Genomic DNA, 20,522 nt, shown 5'->3' with positions numbered 1-20,522 from the left:
GTCCCGGAGCCCATCAAGATGCCCTTTCCGCATGCCTCGGAAGCCCTGTCACGCTTCACCGTGCTCGATCTGACCCGCGTGCGGTCCGGGCCCACCTGCGTGCGGCAGCTCGCGGACTGGGGCGCGAACGTGATCAAGGTCGACGCGCTGACCGAGGATGCCGGCGGCGAGCAGCCGGGCGGGCCGCGGCGGGGCTCCGACTTCCAGAATTTGCATCGCAACAAGCGGGCGATGACGCTGAACCTGAAGGACGAGCGCGGGCTCGCCGTGTTCAAGCGCCTCGCCGCCAAGGCCGACGTTGTGGTTGAGAATTTCCGCCCCGACGTGAAGAAGAAGCTCGGCATCGATTATGAGGGCCTCGCCGAGGTCAATCCCCGCATTGTCTATGGCAGCATCTCGGGCTTCGGCCAGGACGGGCCCTACCACAAGCGGCCGGGCTTCGATCAGATCGCGCAAGGCATGGGTGGGCTGATGTCGATCACCGGCGCGCCCGGCGAAGGCCCGATGCGGGTCGGCATTCCCGTCGCCGACCTCACCGCCGGCCTGTTCTGTGCCATGGGTATCCTTACCGCACTGCTGGAGCGCGAGGTCTCGGGCAAGGGCCAGTGGGTGCAGACCTCGCTGCTGCAGGCCCAAATCTTCATGCTCGACTTCCAGGCCGCGCGCTGGCTGATGGAGAAGGAAGTGGCCAAGCAGGCCGGCAACAACCACCCGACCAGCATTCCGACCGGCGTGTTCAAGACCTCGGACGGCTACATCAACATCGCCACCACGGGCGGCCGGATCTGGGAGCGTTGCGCGCAGGCGATCGGCGCGCCGGAGCTCTACAGCCATCCCGACTATCTGACCGCGCCAGCCCGCTCCAAGAACCGCGACGCGCTCAATGCCGAGATCGAGAAGCGTACCTTGACGAAGTCCACCCAGACCTGGGTCCGTGAACTCAACGAGGCCGGCGTGCCCTGCGGGCCGATCTACGCCATCGACCAGATGTTCGAAGACGAGCAGGTCAAGCATCTCGGCATCGCGCAGGAGGTGCCGAATGACGAGGATCGCGACATCCGTCTGGTCGGCCAGCCCGTGACGCTGTCGCGCACGCCGAGCAGGATGGTGGCGCGGCCGCCGGAATTCGGCGAGCAGACCGACGAAGTGCTGAAGGAGTTCGGCTTCGGCGCCGACGAGATCGCCAAGCTCCGGGACGCCAAAGTGGTGTGAGTGCTTCGTTAGAGATCGGCCAGCGAAGAAGCCCGGCGCTCGCCGGGCTTTTTGACTCGCGGAGCCACGTCGCCGCTCAGGTGCCGCTGAAGCGATAGTTGACGCCGACGCGCAGGATGTTGTCGGTGATGTGCGAGCGATAGCCGACAACCAAGGGCGCGCCGCTGAGCGCGATCACTGGCGTTGCGAGCGAACCCGAGACGGTTCCGAGATCGACATGGAGATATTCGAGCCTGGCGCTCCAATTTTCGGCGAAGGCGCCTTCGATGCCGGCACCTGCGGTCCAGCCGATCTTCGTCGTACTGCTGCTGAAATTTGCCGCGACGGGCGTGAACGCCAGGTTGTCGTCGCTCCCAGGGCTGCCGCTGACACTGGTCGCGGCGATGGTGCCCGCGGTGGAGACGCGGCCATAAGCAAGACCACCGGTACCGTAGAACAGCACGCGCGGCGTCACCGCCGCGCCAAGCCGGCCGCGGACAGTGCCGAACCAGTCGAGCTTCTGGACGAGATTGAAGGTCACGGGCAGCGCGGGATCGGACGTGTTGTCGCCGCGATGACCCGGCGTGCAGACGCCGTCCTGCAAACCCGCCGGCGCGCCGGCGCACAGCGCGTCGAAACGGCCCTTCCGGCCGCTGCCCTGGAAACCAGCCTCGAAGCCGATCACGAACATCTCGCGCTGCCAGTTGTAGCCGATCTGTCCGCCGCCGCTGACGCCGTTGAGATCGAACTTGCCGGCGCTCGAATTCAGAAGCGCGCCAGCTCCGCTGTCGATGAAATCAGCAGTCGTGGCCGAGCGTCCCCAGCCATGGCCGACATTGATGCCGGCGTAGAAGCCGCTCCAATTGTGGCCGGGATCCACGGCCACCGGCGGCGCCTTGGTATAAATGTGCGGCACCGCGAGATCAGCGGCGAAGGCAGGCGGTGCTAGCAGCATGGCGGTCGCGACCGCAACCAGCAGAGTTCGTGTCATCAATCTTCCCTCGACAAAAGGTGTTGCCTGCTCGCTTCCCCGCGCGAGGCCGGCGATTCAGTGTCGCGACCCTAGGGAAGAGCGCATCGCTCCGCGTCGTGCGAACGAATGTCAGTCGTTTGTGGGATGCGAGCGGACAGTTGCGCGCGGAAGGCGTGCGCGCACTACCCAAGCGTTCTCGAAATCGCTGCTATTTCAGTAGGATTTGATGGTCGGATGGATTTTCGCGGACTGGCACGATGGCGTCGGGAGGCGCTCGACGCATACGGCTTCGCAGGTCCAACCAGAGCAGATCAGGCCGCAGACGTGGCGCGACCGCAACAAGTCAATCGCTCCGTCCGATTGTCGGCCTTGCGCCATTTCCTAAAATCAGGACAGAAACGACAAAGCCCGGCTCGAGCCGGGCTTTGCTTCTCGTTGACGCCTCAGTTGTTCTTAGTAGCGGGCGACCACCGGGCCACCGAACTGGTAATTGATGCCGGCGCGCAGGATGTGGTCGGTGAAGCGCGACGAGACGTTGGCACTGATTGTGGAGAGCGGCGCCAGCGTGAACGGACCGGACGAGAAGCTGCCGAGATCCATGTAGAGATATTCGAGCTTGGCGCTCCAGTTCTGGGTGATCTTGCCTTCGACGCCGACGCCGGCGGTCCAGCCCGCGCGCGTCGTCGAATTGGATGCGACCGAGGCGATCGCGACACCGGCGGGCGTGAAGCCGGTCATGGTGCCCGTCGTCTTGATTTCGCCGAAGGCCAGACCGCCGGTACCGTAGAACAGCACCTTGGGCGTCGCCAGGATGCCGACGCGGCCGCGAACCGTGCCGAACCACTGGAGATGCTGATCAATCGTCAGAACCGTATTCGTCAGGGCGCCGGCCGGAAGGAAGGTCAGGCCCGGAAGGCAGGGCCCGGCGACCGGAAAGACGGCACTGCCAGCGCAGCTATATCCGGCGCGGCCCTTCTCACCCGACCATTGCAGGTCGCCCTCGATACCGAACACCCAGTTGGCGTTCTGCCAGTTGTAGCCGGCCTGACCGCCCGCGATGCCGCCGTTCATGTCGAACGACGCATTGGTGATGGAGCCAGCCGGCGGCGCGATCGCAGCACCTGTTGCCGAATTGAAGTAGGAGACGTCGGTGCGCGAGCGGCCCCAGCTGTAGCCGCCATTGGCGCCTACGTAGAATCCGGTCCAGCTCCAGACCGGATCGACCATGACGGGCGCCTTGACATAGGGCCTCGCGCCTAGGTCGGCAGCCAATGCGCCCGTCGCAAACAGCGACATCGCCGCCGCCATTCCAATCACAATCCGCTTCATGGCAATTCCTCCGCCCTGTTTGATGATAAAAATATACGCGGAGGAGCGCCCAACGGCTGTGCCGCGCCAGCAACAAACGGGAACAATCGGGGCGTGTAACGCCCAAGACTAGAACGACATCACCCCTATGTATCTGAATCCGGGGGAGATTTTGCCTAGCGGGACGCCCAGTTGGCCCCCTGCGTCAATCCGACACGGGCAAGCAAGGCGTCGATCACAGGCCAAAACAGCAGCACGATCGCCAAGGTCGTGATCGAGCCGACCAGGCCATTCGACCAGAACACCTTGAGGTCGCCGCCGGCGCCGATCATCGACAGACGGAAGGCATCCTCGGCGCGGTTGCCGAGCACGAGGGCCAGCGTGAACGGCGCGAGCGGAATGCCGATCTTCTTGAAGACATAGCCGACGACGCCGAAGCCGAGCATCAGCCAGATATCGAACATCGCGTTCTGGATCGCATAGGCGCCGATCGCGCAGGACACCACGATCATCGGCGCCACCGCGGCGAACGGCACGCGCAGGATCGAGGCGAAGATCGGCACCGTCGTCAGCACCAGCACGAGGCCGACGACATTGCCGAGATACATCGAGGCGATCAGGCCCCAGACGAAATCCTTGTGCTCGACGAACAGCAGCGGTCCCGGATTGAGCCCCCACACCATCAGCCCGCCGAGCAGGATCGCCGCGGTGCCGGAGCCGGGAATGCCGAGCGCCAGCATCGGCAGCAGCGCCGCGGTGCCGGAGGCATGCGCCGCCGTCTCCGGCGCGAACACACCCTCGATGCGGCCCTTGCCGAAGCTCTCGGGATCCTTGGCAAAGCGTTTTGCCAGATTGTAGCCCATGAACGAGGCTGCGATCGCGCCGCCCGGGGTAATGCCGAGCCAGCAGCCGATGAAGGAGGAGCGCAGCAGCGTCACCCAGTATTTCGGCAGGTCCTTCCACACACTCAGCACGACGCGCAACGAAATGCTCGCTGCGTGTCCGCGCAGCGCCAGGCGCTCCTCCATCGTCAGCAGGATCTCGCTGATGCCGAACAGGCCGATGACGGCGACGAGGAAGTTGATGCCGCGGAGCAGCTCGGACGAGCCGAAGGTCATGCGCAGATTGCCTGACACCGTGTCCATGCCGATGCCGGCGAGCAACAGCCCGAGCGACATCGAGATGACCGTCTTGTGCTTGGCCTCGCGTCCCAGCCCGACGAAGGAGCAGAAGGTGAGCAGATACACGGCGAAGAACTCGGGCGGGCCGAACTTCAACGCAAAGGACGAGATCATCGGGGCGAGGAAGGTGATCAGGAGCACCGCGACCAGCGAGCCGATGAAAGAGGACGTGAACGCCGCCGTCAGCGCCTCCGCCGCCCTGCCCTGCTGCGCCATCGGATAGCCGTCGAAGGTGGTCGCGACCGACCAGGCTTCGCCGGGGATGTTGAACAGGATCGAGGTGATCGCGCCGCCGAACAGCGCGCCCCAGTAGATGCAGGACAGCATCACGATCGCCGAGGTCGGATCCATCGTGAAGGTCAGCGGCAGCAGGATCGCAACACCGTTGGGTCCGCCGAGCCCGGGCAAAACGCCGACGAAGATGCCGAGCACCAGCCCGACCATCATCAGCGCGAGCGTCTTCCACGTCAGCAGGACCGCAAAGCCGTGAAGCAAGAGACCGAAAGCTTCCATCGCGGGCCCGCCTTAGTGGCCGAAGGCCGCTTCTAGCGGCCCTTTCGGCATGATGACGTCGAAGGCGATGTCGAAGGTAACGAACATGATGGCCGTGAATACGACAGCGGTGAGCAGCGACTTCCACAGCGCGATCTTGCCGACGAGGCGCATGAAGCTGGCGATCAGCAGGAAGCTCGCGACATAGAGGCCGAGAAACTGCGTCGCCAGGCAGAACAGCAGCGTCGGCACGAACACCGCCATCACGCGGCGGGCCTGCGCACGCGTGACGAAGGTCTCAGCTGCCGCGCGGTGCGCGACCAGCGCCACGATCAGGCCGTAGAGGCTGGCACCACCGAGAATGACGGAGAGGTAGAACGGGAAATAGCCGGGCTCCGGCCCGGTCGAATCCCAGGAGGCGCCGGTGCGCCAATTGTCGTAGCCGAGCGTGGCGGCCAGCGCGAGCAACAGGAAACAGACGAATATCTCGATCGTGCCGGAGGAGACGACGGAAGGCGAGTCGTCTTCGGGCGCGGTCGGATCTTCGACGATGATTTCAAGATCGGTTTGGGGCATGAGCCGTTGGGACGGAGTGCGGTCGATTCTCCCTCTCGCCGCAAGAACGGGAGAGGGAGAAGGGAGAAGAGACGGCTACTTCGCGACGAATCCAGCTTCCGTCATCAGCGACTTGTTGACTGCATCGTCCTCCTCGAGGAATTGCACCATGTCTTTGCCGGTGAGGAAGATCGGCTTCAGCGCCTGCTTTTCCATGTAGTCCTTGTATTCCGCGGTCTGCGTCACCTTATGGAACAGCTCGACATAGAACGCCTGCTGTTCCGCCGTGACCTTGCCGGGCAGGAAGGTCGCGCGCAACATCAGATACTGCACATCGACGCCCTCCTCCTTGCAGGTCGGGATGTCGGCCCAGGACTGCGTCTCCGTCACCTTGCTGGTGTAGGAGATTCGTTCCTTGTCGAACACACAGAGCGGACGCACCTGGCCCGCGCGCCAGACTTCGAGATTTTCGGATGGATTGTTGACGTTGGATTCGGTGTGGTTGCCGACGAGCTGGGTCGCCGCCTCGCCGCCGGACTTGTAGGGCAGATAGGAGAATTTCGCGCCGGTCTTCTGCTCGAGGAACACGGTCAGGACGTGATCCTCGCGCTTGGAGCCGGTGCCGCCCATCTTGAACGGCGCGCTCGCCGCCTTCGCGGCGGCGACGAACTCCTTCACCGTCTTGGGACCCGCGCTGTTGTCCCACAGCACGAACTGGTCGAGCGCGATCACCGAAACCGGGGTCAGCTCACGCCAGTTGAACGGGATCTTTGCCGACAGCGGCAGCATGTAGATCAGCGAATAGGCGATCAGCACCTTGTTGGGGTCGCCCTCGCTGGATTTCATGTACATCAGTGCTTCGGCGCCGGAAGCCCCGCCCTTGAGCGAGACCACGATCGGCTGCTTCATCAGATTGTTCTTCTGGATGGCGGCCTGCATCATCCGCGCCATCTGGTCGGAGGCGCCGCCCGCGCCCGCCGCCACCACGATCTCGACCGGTTTGGTCGGCTCCCAGCCGGCAAAGGCCGGCGCGCTCAACGATAGCGCCGCTGCAACGCCAACAGCTTTCACTAAAATTCGCACGAGTTTCGTCCCCTGGATTGTTGGCTTTGTTTGCAAGGAATTATTGACGCATTGTGCGGATTAATGCGGGTGAGTTCAAGCACGCGGGCATGCCGCTGCCTATGACTTTCGGCTGACGAAGCTAAGCCGGAGATGCGCTACTTGCCTTTCCAGCTGGGCGTGCGCTTGTTGAGGAGAGTGTCCATTCCCGTTGCGAAAATCTTCGCCTTCCTCGCGCGACCGTCTGCGGCGGATATCGCGCACCGGTTCTCCTGTCGCTTCCCGCGGAAGCGCGTGGCGAGCGACTTGGATATGTTGCCCAATGGCCACGGTGGCTGAAAATGCACAGCGGCACAGGCCCGAACCCGGCGCAAATGGATAGCCATTCCTTGCAGGCCGTTGCGGCGCCATGAGATCATGTCGGGACTGCTGGGCATCCGTACGGGTCACGGTTGCGTGCTCGCGATAATTTCATTGTTGATTGAGAAGATTGGATGGCCGGACCGATGGCTGGTGAGCGGATCGGATACGGGCTGCGATCTATCGTGCGTCATTCTTTGGCGACCCTGCTGGCGACCACCGCGCTCGGCGTTGTCGCCGCGCAAGCTCAGGACGGCACATGGATTGGCGGCACCAGCGACTGGACCACTGGCACGAACTGGTCATCCAACCCGGTCGTGCCGGACGGAACCGCAACCTTCACCAACACCGGAAGCACGGCCGTCGACAACAATAACGGTGTCGTTGTCATTGGCGCGGTCCAGTTCACGAGCATCGCGCAGGCCTACTCCATCACGATCGGCAAGGCGTTCACCGTCAACGCGGCAGGCATTGTCAACAATTCCGGGACGACGCAGAATTTCGAAGTCACCTCCGGCAACAATCTGGTGTTCCAGAACAGCAGCACCGCGCGCAGCGGCGTCGGGGCCGGAGCCGTCATCATCACGAACGACGCCGGCGGCCAGATCGATTTTTTCACCAGCGCTTCGGCCGGCAGCGCCACGATCAACAACCTCGCTTCGGCGACGCTAAACTTTCACAACACCACGACCGCCGCCACCTCGACCATCACCAACGACGGAACGGTGAACTTCGACGGCTCCAGCACGGGCGGCAGCGCGCGTTTCGTTAACAATGCCGGGGGCACGGTCGATATTTCCGGCCTGACCAGCGGCGGGATGACCGCCGGCTCGATCGAAGGCGCCGGCAATTACGTGCTCGGCGCCAAGACCCTCACCACAGGCAGCCTCAACACCTCGACCCAGGTCGACGGCGTGATCTCCGGCACCGGCGGCGGACTGGCCAAGGTCGGCACCGGCACGCTGACGCTGACCGGCCTCAACAGCTACACCGGCGCCACGACGATCTCGGCGGGGACACTGGCGATCTCGGGCTTCGGCAGCATCGCGAGCTCCAGCGTCGTCACGGTGAACGCGACGTTCGACATTTCTGCATCCTCGGTTGCGTTCAACCTGATCACGACACTTGCCGGCAGCACGAGCGGCGTCGTCAACATGGGCGGCAACGGGCTGCTCATCACCAACGGTTCGACCGAATTCGCAGGCTTGATCCAGGGCACAGGCGGGCTTGAGGTTTTCGGCGGAACGCAGACCCTCTCCGGTGTGAATACTTACTCCAATACGACGCAGATCGATGCCGGCGCGACATTAGCGCTGAAAGGCAGCGGATCAATCGCGAACTCGGCGAGCGTCACGTTCACGCCAGGCGCAGGCGGTACGTTCGACATCTCGCAAACAACCTCCGGCACGTCGGTGAACGCTTTGTTCTCGTTGACCGCTGGCGGCATCGTCGCACTTGGATCGAAGACACTGGCGATCACCAGTGGCAGCTTCTTCGGCGGCGTCATTCAGGATGGCGGCATTGCAGGCGGCACCGGTGGCAACGTCGTGATCGCCAACGGCGCCACCCAGCAGCTCTACGGCACCAACACCTATACGGGCACCACGACCATCGCGAGCGGCGGCGAGCTCGATCTCATCAATTTCGGCGGCAACGATGGCAGCATCGCGACCTCGAGCAATGTCGTCGCCAACGGCTTCTTCGACATCTCGGCCCTGAGCGCCGGCACCTCGATTAAGTCGCTGTCGGGCTCCGGCAACGTCAACATCGGCGCCAACACGCTGACGATCACCAACGGAATCGGCAATTTCGCGGGCGTGATCGACGATGCCGGCGCCGGCGGCGGCCTCACGCTGACCGGCGGTACGCAGACACTGTCCGGCGCCAACACCTATACCGGCGCCACCACGATCAACGGCGGCAAACTGATCGTGGACGGCTCGATCCTGAGCCCGACCACCGTCAACACGGGCGGCACACTCGCCGGAAGCGGCACGGTCGCCGGCGTTGCGGTGAATGGCGGCACGCTCGCCCCAGGCAGCACGGCGACCCCGTTCGCGCCGCTAACGATCAACGGTCCCCTCAGCTTCACGGCGGCCTCGACCTATCTCGTGCAGGTCTCCTCCGGCAATGCCAGCCTCGCCAATGTCAACGGCGCGGCCACGCTCGGCAACGCGACGGTGAGCGCGATGTTCGCCTCGGGCACGATCAAGAAGCAGTACACGATCCTGTCCGCGACCGGCGGTTTTGGCGGCACCTCCTTCAACGCAGCCGTCGTCTCCAACATACCGACGATCAACGCATCGCTGAGCTACGGCACCAACAATGTGTTCCTCAACATCGGCGTCACCTTCGCGCCCAGCGGCGGCGGCCTCACCGTCAACGAGCAAAACGTTGCGAACACGCTGACCAACTTCTTCAACTCGACCGGCGGCATTCCGGCGGCCTTCGCCGCGCTGACGCCGGCCGGACTGACGACGGCCTCGGGCGAGCTCGGCACCGGCATCATCCAGTCCGCGATCAATGCCGACGGGCAGTTCCTCAATCTGATGCTCGACCCGACCGTCATCGGCCGCTCGGGTGGTTTCGCCAAGGCCGGCAGCGTCGCGCAATTCGCCGAGAGCGACGACGCGGCCGCCTATGCGTCCATGCGCCCGGCCAACGCGCGCGAGCGCGAGGCTTATGCGATGGCGACCAAGGCGCCGCTGCTCGCCTCGCAGCCGGCCAGCCGCTGGAGCCTCTGGACTGCCGGCTATGGCGGATCGGCACAAGTTGGCGGCAATGCACCGGTCGGCTCGCAAGACCTGACCGCGCGGGTCTGGGGTGGGGCGGCCGGCGCCGACTACAGGGTTTCGGTGGACACGCTGGTCGGCTTCGCGCTCGGCGGCGGCGGACTGAGCTACTCGCTCGCCAATGCGATGGGCTCGGGCTCGGCAGACCTGTTCCAGGCCGGCGTCTACGGCCGGCACAATTTCGGATCGGCCTATATCTCCGCCGCGCTCGCCTATGGCTGGCACGACGTCACCACCAACCGCACCGTGGCGCCCGGCGGCTTCGACCAGCTGCAGGGCCGCTTCAAAGCCGACACCTTCTCGGCCCGCTTCGAGGGCGGCTACCGCTTCGCGACGCCGATGATCGGCCTCACCCCCTATGCGGCGGCGCAGGTGACGAACTTCAACCTGCCCAACTACTCCGAAGTCAGCCTCAATGGCGGCGGACTGTTCGCGTTGAACTATGCCTCGCAATCGCTGACCGACACCCGCTCCGAGCTCGGCCTGCGCACCGACAAGTCGTACGCGATGCAGAACGGCGTGCTGACGCTGCGCGGTCGCGCCGCCTGGGCGCACGACTACAATCCGGGCCGCGCCGTCACCGCGCTGTTCCAGACCCTGCCGGGCACCAGCTTCGTCGTGAACGGCGCCCGGATCGACGCCGACTCCGCGCTCGTCAGCGCCAGCGCCGAGATGAAATGGCTGGGCGGCTTCTCGATCGCCGGCACATTCGACGGCGAGTTCTCCGGCAACGTCGCCAGCTATTCCGGCAAGGGCGTGTTCAAGTACGCTTGGTGAGCCGGACGTCGTGAGTTGAGGAGGCCGCCCTACTTCCCCGCCTGCCATTGGCCGGAGGCGCCCAAAATCACCCTGACGCGGCCGGCGCCCGAATCACTCAGCGCCGTGGTCTGCGGCACCTGGACGTCGAGCTGGTCGACGAACAGGAACGGCATGCCGGCTTCGCATCAAGGGAGAAGCGCGTAATTGTGGTTCCGACAGGCGGAACCACTTGAAGAGTTGCACGGCGCAATCGGCAGCGGCTGCGGGCTACTTGCCCTTCCAGTTGGGCGTGCGCTTGTTGAGGAAGGCGTCCATACCCTCGCGGAAATCTTCGCTCATATAGGCCTTGAGGATCAGATCCTCGCCCTCTTCGCGCGACAGCGTGCGGCGGATGCGGCGCACTGCCTCCTTGGTCGCTTCAAGCGTCAGCGGGGCGTGGCTCGCCACGAGCCTGGCGGTCTCGTCGGCGCGGCGCTGCAGCGTCTCGATGTCGGGCACGATTTCGTTGAGGAGACCGAGCGCCAGTGCCTCCGGCGCCTCGACCAGGCGCGCCTTGAAGATCAGATCCTTGGTGCGGGCGGGGCCGACCAGCGAGACGACGCGACTGATATTCGACATCGACAGGCAGTTACCGAGCGTACGCGCGATCGGAAACCCGATGCGCATCGTTTCAGTCCCGATGCGGAGGTCGCAGCACGCCGCAATTCCGGCGCCGCCGCCGGTGCATGCCCCCGCGATCGCCGCGATCACGGGCACGCGGCACTGCTCCAGCGTGCCGAGCACGCGGTCGATGCGGGCCTCATAGTCGAGCGCATCCTGCGCGGTTTTGAACGCACGGAATTGAGAAATGTCGGTGCCGGAGGCAAACGCCTTGTCGCCGGTGCCGGTCAGGATCAGCGCCTTGATCGAGCGGTCGGCGTTGATCTCCTGGCAGATCTCCGCCATGCGCTCGTACATGGCGAAGGTCAGTGCGTTGCGCGCCTGCGGGCGGTTGAAGGTGATCCGCGCGATGCCGTCCGTGACGGAGTAGAGCAGGTCTTCGTTGGCGGTCGTCGGTGCGTTCATCGCGCGCTCTCATTTCTCTAGGTTAGTTCAGGCAAGCTGAGCCTTCAGGCCACCTGAGCCTTTAAGCCACCTGAGCCTTGGTCATCGGCACCACGTCGCGTCCCTTCAGGACGTCCATGGCCGCCAAAACGCCGCCGCTCCGGTGCGGGATCTTTGCAAGATCGAGGCCCATCTCGACGCCGGCGAGCGTGCCCATCAGCATCAGATCGTTGAAATGGCCGATATGGCCGATGCGGAACACCTTGCCCTTGACCTTGTTCAGGCCGGTGCCGAGCGACATGTCGAAGTTTTCCAGCACCACCTTGCGGAAGGCATCGGCGTCATGGCCATCGGGTACGCGCACGCCGGTCAGCGCCGGCGAATGCGCGGCAGGATCGGCGCACTGCGTCTCCAGGCCCCACACCTTGATCGCGGCACGCGTCGCCGCGCTGTGGCGCTTGTGGCGGGTCCAGACGTTCTCGAGCCCCTCCTCTTCCAGCATCTTGATCGCCTCACGCAGGCCGTAGAGCAAATTGGTCGCGGGCGTATAGGGGAAAGTGCCGAGCTTGTTGAAGCTGATGACCTCTTGCCAATCCCAATAGGAGCGCATGCCGGGGTTGGCCTTGGCCACCGCGAGCGCCTTTTCCGAGACGGCGTTGAAGCCGAGACCCGGCGGCAGCATCAGGCCCTTCTGCGAGCCGGCGACCGAGACGTCGATGCCCCAGGCATCGTGCTCGTACTCGATCGAGCCGAGGCCGGAGATGGTGTCGACCATCAGCAGCGCGGGATGCTTGACCCGGTCGAGCAGCTTGTGCACTTCGAGCGGCGGCGTCACGCAGCCGGTCGAGGTCTCGTTGTGGACGACGCAGACCGCCTTGATGGTGTGCTGCTTGTCGGCGGCAAGGCGCTTCTCGATCTCGGCGAGGTCGGCACCATGGCGCCAGTCGCTCGGGATGAAGTCGACGTCGAGCTTGAACTTGTCGGCGATGCCGCGCCACAGCACGGCGAACTGGCCGGTCTCGCACATCAGCACCTTGTCACCGGGCGCGAGCACGTTGACCATCGCGGCTTCCCAGGCGCCGGTGCCGGACGAGGGGAAGATGATCACGGGCTGCTTGGTGCGGAACACCCGCTGCATGCCGGCGAGGACGGCGAAACCGAGTTCGGCGAACTCCGGACCGCGATGGTCCAGCGTCGGCATGTCCATCGCCCGCAGCACCCGGTCGGGCACGTTGGTCGGTCCTGGAATCTGGAGAAAATGCCTTCCAGTATGCACGGTCATCGGCGTCCTTCCCGGTCTTTGAGTCTGTCTTTTGCGTCTGTCTCTTGAGTCTGTCTTGGCTTCGAGCCCAGCTTGACTTGGAGCCATCTGGCCTCAAGGGGGCTGCGCGAGCCGCTCGAATATCACTATTCGCCGGGCTTGTCCCTCGCCGGGCGGGGTCCGTCAATGCACAAGAAGCAGGGCTCGCCTTGCCAAGGGCCGTGACCGGAGGCAAGACGGGGGCGGCGAACAGGCAAGAGCGGACCATGGCGGCGGAAGTGCCCGGGAAATCACAGGAATCGGCCAAAAAGGACGGCCTTGCGGCACGCCTGGCCCGGGACGTGACCGGCGACGTCCTGTTCGACGCTTTCAGCCGCGGCCGCTACGCCACCGACGCTTCCTTCTACCAGATCATGCCCTACGGCGTGGTGGTGCCGCGCACCATGGACGAGGCCTTGCGGGCGCTGGCGATCGCGCGCGACGACGGACTGAAGGTGACCCCGCGCGGCGGCGGAACCTCGCAATGCGGCCAGACCGTCAATGACGGCCTCGTGGTCGATCTCTCCAAGCACCTGAACCGGATCCTGTCGCTCGACGTCGAAGGACGCACCTGCGTGGTCGAGCCGGGCATCGTGCTCGACGACCTCAACCGCCAGCTGAAGAAACACGGCCTCTGGTTTCCGGTCGATGTCTCCACGGCCTCGCGCGCCACCATCGGCGGCATGGCCAGCAACAATTCCTGCGGCGGCCGCAGCCTGCGCTACGGCACCATGCGCGACAACACACTGTCGATGGAGGCCGCGCTTGCCGACGGCACGCTGAGCCGCTTCGGCGAGGTCTCGCGCGATCTCTCCGATCTCGATGCGAACGACGGTGCCCGCGCTCTGTTCCGCGACATGCTCGATCTCGGCGCCCGCGAGGCTGACGAGATCGCCGCACGCTTTCCAAAGGTGCAGCGCCGTGTCGGCGGCTACAATATCGATGCGCTGGTGCCGCGCAATGCCCGCAACAACATGGCCCACCTTCTCGTCGGCTCCGAGGGTACCCTCGCCTTCACCACCAAGGTCGAGCTGAAGCTGTGGCCCGTGATCCGCAACAAGGCGCTCGGCATCTGCCATTTCGGCAGTTTTTACGAGGCGATGGACGCGGCCCAGCATCTGGTCAAGCTCAAGCCCATCGCGGTCGAACTGGTTGACCGCACCATGCTCGCACTCGGCCGCGACATCGCGATGTTCCGGCCCATCATCTCCGCCGCAATCAAGGGTGATCCGGATGCGGTGCTCATGGTCGAGTTCGCCGAGGAGGACCAGGCGGACAATTTCGTGCGCCTGAAGCAGCTCGGCGAGCTGATGGGCGATCTCGGCTTCGGCTGGAACAACGACAAGCGCAAATGGGGCGGCGTGGTGGAAATCACCGAGCCCGCGCTCCAGGGCGGGATCGCCGATTTCCGCGCCGCCGGCCTCAACGTCATGATGTCGATGAAGCAGGAGGGCAAGCCGGTCTCCTTCGTCGAGGACTGCGCCGTGCCGTTGCCGCATCTCGCCGACTACACCGCACGGCTGAACGAGGTGTTTGCCAAGCACGGCACCAGCGGCACGATGTATGCTCACGCCTCCGAAGGCTGCCTGCATGTGCGGCCCGTGCTGAATTTGAAGCTGGAGAAGGACGTCAGGGCGATGCGGGCCATCGCCGAGGAAGCCTTCGAACTGGTGCGCGAATACAAGGGCTCGCATTCCGGCGAGCACGGCGATGGCCTGGTGCGCTCCGAATTCCACGCAACGATGTTCGGCGAGCGCCTCGTCGCCGACTTCAGGAAAGTGAAGCAGCGCTTCGATCCCGATGGCGTGCTCAATCCCGGCAAGATCGTCGACGCCCCCAGGATGGACGATCGATCGCTGTTCCGCTTCAAGCCTGAGTATCGCGTCGCTGAGCTCAAGACAAAACTCGACTGGTCCGCTTATCCCGGGGCCGGCGGCGGCTTTCAGGGCGCGGTCGAGATGTGCAACAACAACGGCGCCTGCCGCAAGCTCGAGGGCGGCGTGATGTGTCCGTCCTATCGCGCGACGCGCAACGAGAAGGACGTGACGCGAGGCCGCGCCAACACATTGCGGCTCGCGATCTCCGGCCAGCTTGGCGCGGGCGCACTCTCCTCCGACGAGATGATGGAGACGCTAAAGCTTTGCGTGTCCTGCAAGGCCTGCCGCCACGAATGCCCTGTTGGCGTCGACATGGCCAAGATGAAGATCGAGGTGCTCGCCGCGCGCGCGGCCTCGCATGGCCTGACCTTGCGCGACCGGCTGGTCGGCTACCTCCCGCGCTATGCCGGCCTCGCGTCGCGCTTCGCGCCGCTGGCGAATTTGCGCAATAGCAGCCCGCTGCTGCGAAAGCTGTTCGAGCGCTTTGCCGGCATCAGCGCCCGCCGCGCGCTGCCCGCCTTCCGCAGCGATGTGTTTGCACCGCCGATCGAAGCGGTCGGACCGGAAACCGGCCGCGAGGTCGTGCTGTTCGCCGATACCTTCAACCGCATCTATGAGCGCGAAAACCTCGAGGCCGCGTTGCGGGTGCTTGCGGCCGGCGGCTATCGCGTGCATCTGCCGAAACCCGCAAGCGGCAGCCGTCCGCTGTGCTGCGGCCGCACCTTCCTGTCAGCGGGCCTTGTCGACGAAGCCAAGTCCGAGCTCGATCGTCTCGTCGCCGCGTTTGCACCCTTTGCCGCGCGCGGCATCCCGATCGTCGGCCTCGAGCCGAGCTGCCTTTTGACCCTGCGCGACGAGCTCGCCTCGCTGCGCAGGGACGACGACGCCAAGGCCGTCGGCGCCCACGCGCTGACCTTCGAGGAATTCCTGGTGCGCGAGGCCGAGGCCGGCCGGCTGCAACTGCCGCTCGGCACCGTGGCCGACAAAGCGCTGGTGCACGGCCATTGCCATCAAAAATCCTTCGGTGCGTTCAAGCCGGTCGAGCAGGTGCTTCGCCTCATTCCCAGCCTGAAGGTCGAGGCCATCGAGTCGAGCTGCTGCGGCATGGCCGGCGCCTTCGGTTATGGCGCGGGCACCTACGATGCCTCGATCGAGATGGCCGAGCTCTCGCTGCTACCCGCCGTGCGGCGCGCGGACCAAAATACGCTCATTGTTGCCGACGGCACCTCCTGCCGGCACCAGATCCACGACGGCGCCGAACGCGAGGCGCTTCACGTCGCGCGCGTGCTGGCGATGAGCCTCGATCGTGCGAAGACCCAATCCACAACAACTCCCCTTGCAAAGGAAACCAGCCATGGCTGACCTCACCCTCGACACCGCTCGCAAGATCCTCGACGCCGCCTTCGCGAAATCCACGGAGCTGAAGCTGAAGCCGCTCGTCGTCACCATTCTCGACGCCCGCGGGGTGCTCAAGATCGCCGCGGCGCAGGACGGCACCAGCCTGATGCGCGCCGAGATCGCACACGGCAAGGCCTATGGCGCACTCGCATTGGGTATGGGCTCGCGCGCTCTCTTCCAGCGCGCGCAGGAGCAGGCCTATTTCATCGACGCCGTGAACACGATGGCCAAGGGCGCGCTGGTGCCCGTCCCCGGCGGCGTGCTGATCATGGACGGCACGACGCTGCTAGGCGCCGTCGGCGTCTCCGGCGACACGTCGGATAATGACGAGGCCTGCGCGGTGGCCGGTATCCAGGGGGCAGGGTTGAAGGCTAACGCGGGATAGTGATCGTCCACGCACCCGGAGCCCTGCGCTTGACAAGACGTCACAGAGTGCGCCGCGTAGCATCGGTTGGCGGGGGTTCGAGTCCCTCGACCGCTACATGGCTCAACCCACTACAGTGGAGGCGCTGTGCATTTCCGGAGGGCGGCTTAACTCCCGACCTCGCGCCTTCTTAGCTCACTAGAAGCCGCCCTTCTTGCCCGTTCCACGCACTCCCGTGCGTCGACGTAAGATTCACGATTCCGGCGGATTGCTGATTAAGAGACACGCTACCAGCATTGATTCTCAAGCGAATTCTTCAAGTGGGCATATACCCGATCATTACGGATCAATGGCTTACTGCGAAACCCCACCCCCGAATGCGTGGTGTGGCGCATCACCCCGCTATCGTTCGCGTCATTCTAGGGCGGGTTCAGCACTTTGGCATTCTAGGTGCTTCCGCGCCGAAGATGCGCATGTGCAACCAACGACTCGCTTCCGACGGTAGACCGGCCGGTCGAACAAGAATCAATCTGGAGTTCGCCGCGTTGAACATTCGACGTTTCTATGCTGGCTGATCAATCGGTCCGATCCATCATCAGCCAGTTTGAGCTAGCTCCAGCCAAACGTCGCAAACTAGAGCAAGCTCCAGAAAACAGCCTGGGTGCGCTACGGACACGGACCTTCTTATCCCGAGGTCAACATCGCCATATAAGAGTCCCCCTGCGCTTTAATCCAACCGGAACCGAAGGGCGAGCGCAAGCTCCATTACGAGTGGATTGACACTCGATAGGCGTGGACTGTGGCGACTCCGGACCGGATGACTTTTCCAATTCTCGGATAGCCCGGCGTGTACAGGCTAGGTGGCCCAATCAAGCAGGTGGAAAAATGATGGATCTAGTTCGGTACTACGCTGCTCGTGCTCGCTTCCGTTCGCATGATCGTGGCGACCTGGGCAGCCGGTGAAATTGAGCGGACATTGCGGCGCTGACCTTCACGGCCTGCCGGTTCACGCTGGTGGGCCACTGTGCTAGCACGACGGTGCCGTGCCGATCGTGCGGACCGTCGCGGAGCTTGCGCCGGCACGAGAGACAATCTGGCGGCTCGCACTCACGGCATAACCGAGAAATAGGAATAGCTGCGCATCGCGGCTTATCCTCCCGTGTGCCATGCTCATGCAGAATAGGAATGTTAGCACGCACAGGGCGAAGCGCGCCTCCTGGCTAGAAGGCGCCTGAGAAAGAGCCCTTTGTCCTGCGAGCAGCGTCAGAATTAAAAGTGCTATGCTGGCAGGCCAGCCAAATTCGACGGCGACCTGAAGCACACTATTGTGCACTTCATTCTTCTCGGCGAGGCAAGATGCATCCGTGAAACGGTCCAAGCCGATGCCAATTAGCATCGTCTGGGGCAGGAGCTGAAATGCCTCCCGATAAAGCTGCTTGCGAATTTCGACCGTGTTGGTTTGGTCGATCCCGGCGCACCTCGACTGAGCTGGCATCGCCAGCGGTTGGGCTGGTGCCGCCTGTAGTGCGGCCGCGTGCAAGGGCGGAGAGGTGGTTTCAGCATTTCCCAGCCCGAGCGACTCGACGCCCGACTTCATAAAAAGTGCGGCGGTGACGGGACGACTGAAGTGGCCAGCCATGATGGCAAGAACAAGCACACCAGCGACCACAGCGAGCGCCTTTCGATCCTTCGCACTACCAAAGATAGCTGCGAGTGCCAGCATGCCCATTATGGAGACAAAAGAAAATCGCACCATAGCCGCCGCAATGATTGCCGTGGGCAGGGCTGCTGCGACCGCAACCCCAACAGCTTGTTTCAACGTCAATGGTCGCGCCACAAGCGCGGCGATCGTAACAGCCAGTGCAACTGCGAAGTAGAGCTGGGCGGCTCCGTACTTCCCGAAAACGAAGACCTTGCCGACGCTGTCGACATATCCTGGTCCTGCATTGATCGCGGCGAGGATAGTGATCGCACCGATTACGACGATCGTGGCGCTTATGATTGTGAATGTCGGCTCAATCGGGGCACCGGCGAATACCCGACCGGCGGGATATGCGGCAACTGTTAGTGCGAGCAAGGCCAATTCTTTCGGATCCGAAAATCCGTGGAGAGCGATTGACACCGTGGTCCCCGCAAGAAAGACGCAAAACGCAAGATCTGCCCTGTGAACAGAAAGCGATTTCCAATTCCCAAGCAGCAGGAGCGCTAGCGTGGTCCCCCCTAAAAACGCGGCTGTAAAAACGGACGAGGTATCAAAGAACTCGTGAGCAAACATTAGGATTGGGCCGCTTGATACAAAACACGCGAGACTTAGCCCTCGCCAAAACGCTCTAGACAAAACAGGCAGATTCCAGAGCGCTGCCAAAAAGAGCGCGGTTCCCAGCACGGTGAATCCAAGCTTATCGGTGTTCTCGTAGAGAAAATCCCACATGTTCCCGTTCTCCTCAACCTGGGTAGGGACGGATTCGCAGCTAAGTCAATCGTTGTTGTCCGGAGCGGGCTATAGGCGATGCAACGACAACCAGGCCTGTGCTCAGAAGAAGGGGCTGAGTGGCAAGTCAATATGGCCGACACGATCAAGCAGATGAGCAAGGCAGCTATCGCCAAGCAGGATGGTTTGAAGCGCCGATAGCTATCTGCGAAGAATCCGGTACCACGGACGGGGTCTAGTCCCTCGGTGGCTCGGCAGATAGTTATCAGCAAGCTCGAGCAGCGCGGCGCGCTCGACCGGATCTTCAGTTGCGACCGCCAAGGTGCGACAGATTGACTCGATGTCGTGCCGGCCAGGCAGCGAGCTGATTGTACGTTCGATTGTGCGCTGAAACTTTGACATCCGCTTAAGTAATTGATTTAAATGAACTTTTGGCAGAAGGGGTGTCCAGTAAACCTTCTTGATATTACTCGCATTTTCGAGCGCGGCGCGAGCGATCCACGGTCCTATCCACGGCGAATTTCGCAGCCTCACGACCGTAGTTTTCGGCCATCTCAAGCAGCGCCCCGTCCTCGCCGGGCGGGCTTCCTATGACGCCTAGGAGCGCCTTGGCGGGCGCGCCTCACCTAGCTCTTGTGCCGGGGGCGGTGCGCTATGTCCAGAGGGGAGACCCTTAAAGGCGCGCCGACGTGTCTCTTTAGCACGTTGTCACCCCCCGACTGCCCGGGCCGCCTTCGGGCATCGCTGTGACGGGCCAAGCTAAAGAGCAACCCACCATGACCCGTCGTCTTATCGACAACGCCTGAGACATGTTCGTCGGCGAGCTTTCCCGCATTGATAGCCTCGGCGCAAATCAGCGCCTGATCTTCACTCTCCCGACCGTCGACGGCGACGGCTACAGCAACGTGCAAGTCAAGCTGATCGTGCCGGCCGACTACATGGCGACCCTAGGAGCGCTGATCCTTGGCCACGCCCGCGGGGAGCGCGATACCGCACTAGCTCGTTTTGTGCTTGAGCCTGGCACGGCAACGAACTGAAAGGGACGTGGCATGAGCAACTTCGTTGAACTTCTGCCAACCCGGCGGATCACCAAGGAAGAAACCGCGGCCCTCCATGGTGACGCTTTCCGCGACCTGGAAACGCCGATCGGCGATTGCGTGATGATGGGCAGGATCGCCGCGCAAATGGTCTCGGAAGCGGACGACGGCACACGGCCAGAGCTGTGCTTTGCCGTGTTTCACCTATCCGAAATGCAGGACAAGCTGAAGGACAACTACCGAGCCGCATGGCATGGAGAGGCCCAATGCGGCTGATCCGGCCCCTATGGGCGTTGCAGCGGCTCAGGTGGCACGCTCGACGTCAAATGGATTAAGCTGTTGATCGGATTCCCGCCGGCAGCGACGCCGGCGGGGGTCTCGATGACCTCGCCTTGAAG

The 20,522-nt window shown here is 63.6% G+C and carries 14 protein-coding genes and 1 pseudogene; 6 read left to right on the top strand and 9 right to left on the bottom strand.

Annotated elements, in window-relative coordinates; all coding sequences use genetic code 11:
- The first annotated feature begins 18 nt into the window (after nt 1-18).
- The gene (locus ABIC03_RS10590) at nt 19-1,212 is read left to right on the top strand and encodes a CaiB/BaiF CoA transferase family protein (RefSeq protein WP_354057844.1); all 1,194 of its coding nucleotides are present in this window, start codon (nt 19-21) and stop codon (nt 1,210-1,212) included.
- Between the two features lie 76 nt (nt 1,213-1,288).
- On the opposite strand, the gene ABIC03_RS10585 is transcribed toward ABIC03_RS10590, so the two are convergent.
- The 5 genes from ABIC03_RS10585 to ABIC03_RS10565 form a co-directional block, all read right to left on the bottom strand.
- Entirely contained in the window at nt 1,289-2,182 is an 894-nt protein-coding gene (locus ABIC03_RS10585; protein ID WP_354057842.1) for an outer membrane protein, read from the bottom strand.
- 435 nt (nt 2,183-2,617) lie between these two features.
- Nucleotides 2,618-3,493 (bottom strand): outer membrane protein, encoded by an 876-nt coding sequence (locus ABIC03_RS10580; protein ID WP_354057840.1) that lies wholly within the window; start codon nt 3,491-3,493, stop codon nt 2,618-2,620.
- Nucleotides 3,494-3,648: 155 nt separating this feature from the next.
- On the bottom strand, nt 3,649-5,166 hold the full coding sequence (locus ABIC03_RS10575) for a tripartite tricarboxylate transporter permease (protein ID WP_354057838.1): 1,518 nt from the start codon (nt 5,164-5,166) through the stop codon (nt 3,649-3,651).
- A 12-nt stretch (nt 5,167-5,178) separates the two neighbouring features.
- Nucleotides 5,179-5,721, bottom strand: a complete 543-nt coding sequence (locus ABIC03_RS10570; RefSeq protein ID WP_354057836.1) for a tripartite tricarboxylate transporter TctB family protein — start codon at nt 5,719-5,721, stop codon at nt 5,179-5,181.
- 75 nt (nt 5,722-5,796) lie between these two features.
- Entirely contained in the window at nt 5,797-6,783 is a 987-nt protein-coding gene (locus ABIC03_RS10565; protein ID WP_354057834.1) for a tripartite tricarboxylate transporter substrate binding protein, read from the bottom strand.
- Between the two features lie 473 nt (nt 6,784-7,256).
- Between ABIC03_RS10565 and ABIC03_RS10560 the strand changes: the two genes are divergently transcribed.
- Complete coding sequence (locus ABIC03_RS10560) at nt 7,257-10,691, top strand: autotransporter domain-containing protein (RefSeq protein ID WP_502917339.1); 3,435 nt, start codon at nt 7,257-7,259, stop codon at nt 10,689-10,691.
- A gap of 29 nt (nt 10,692-10,720) precedes the next feature.
- Here ABIC03_RS10560 and ABIC03_RS10555 read toward each other — a convergent pair.
- From ABIC03_RS10555 to ABIC03_RS10545, 3 genes and pseudogenes are all read right to left on the bottom strand, one after another.
- Nucleotides 10,721-10,855, bottom strand: a pseudogene (locus tag ABIC03_RS10555) (GspMb/PilO family protein); the annotation flags it as partial.
- 85 nt (nt 10,856-10,940) lie between these two features.
- Nucleotides 10,941-11,738, bottom strand: coding sequence for an enoyl-CoA hydratase/isomerase family protein (locus ABIC03_RS10550; protein ID WP_354057830.1), 798 nt, complete (start codon nt 11,736-11,738; stop codon nt 10,941-10,943).
- 61 nt (nt 11,739-11,799) lie between these two features.
- Nucleotides 11,800-12,999: a pyridoxal-phosphate-dependent aminotransferase family protein gene (locus ABIC03_RS10545; RefSeq protein WP_354057828.1), complete on the bottom strand. Its 1,200-nt coding sequence runs from the start codon at nt 12,997-12,999 to the stop codon at nt 11,800-11,802.
- A 245-nt stretch (nt 13,000-13,244) separates the two neighbouring features.
- On the opposite strand from ABIC03_RS10545, the gene ABIC03_RS10540 reads away from it, so the two are divergent.
- A complete protein-coding gene (locus tag ABIC03_RS10540) occupies nt 13,245-16,256 on the top strand; it encodes an FAD-binding and (Fe-S)-binding domain-containing protein (protein WP_354057826.1) in 3,012 nt (1,003 codons plus the stop codon).
- A complete protein-coding gene (locus tag ABIC03_RS10535) occupies nt 16,249-16,677 on the top strand; it encodes a GlcG/HbpS family heme-binding protein (protein WP_354057824.1) in 429 nt (142 codons plus the stop codon). Before ABIC03_RS10540 ends, ABIC03_RS10535 begins: the two co-directional genes overlap by 8 nt.
- Before the next feature lie 1,006 nt (nt 16,678-17,683).
- Here the strand turns inward: ABIC03_RS10535 and ABIC03_RS10530 are convergent.
- Nucleotides 17,684-19,087, bottom strand: a complete 1,404-nt coding sequence (locus ABIC03_RS10530; protein ID WP_354057822.1) for an O-antigen ligase family protein — start codon at nt 19,085-19,087, stop codon at nt 17,684-17,686.
- A gap of 809 nt (nt 19,088-19,896) precedes the next feature.
- Between ABIC03_RS10530 and ABIC03_RS10525 the strand changes: the two genes are divergently transcribed.
- Nucleotides 19,897-20,124: a hypothetical protein gene (locus ABIC03_RS10525; RefSeq protein WP_354057821.1), complete on the top strand. Its 228-nt coding sequence runs from the start codon at nt 19,897-19,899 to the stop codon at nt 20,122-20,124.
- Nucleotides 20,125-20,136: 12 nt separating this feature from the next.
- Entirely contained in the window at nt 20,137-20,400 is a 264-nt protein-coding gene (locus tag ABIC03_RS10520) for a hypothetical protein (protein WP_354057819.1), read from the top strand.
- Nucleotides 20,401-20,522: the final 122 nt, after the last annotated feature.

The organism is Bradyrhizobium sp. RT6a (assembly GCF_040547675.1).
Taxonomy (GTDB): domain Bacteria; phylum Pseudomonadota; class Alphaproteobacteria; order Rhizobiales; family Xanthobacteraceae; genus Bradyrhizobium.
Note: the sequence above shows the minus strand (reverse complement) of the source record. Positions and strands in the feature narration are given on the sequence as shown.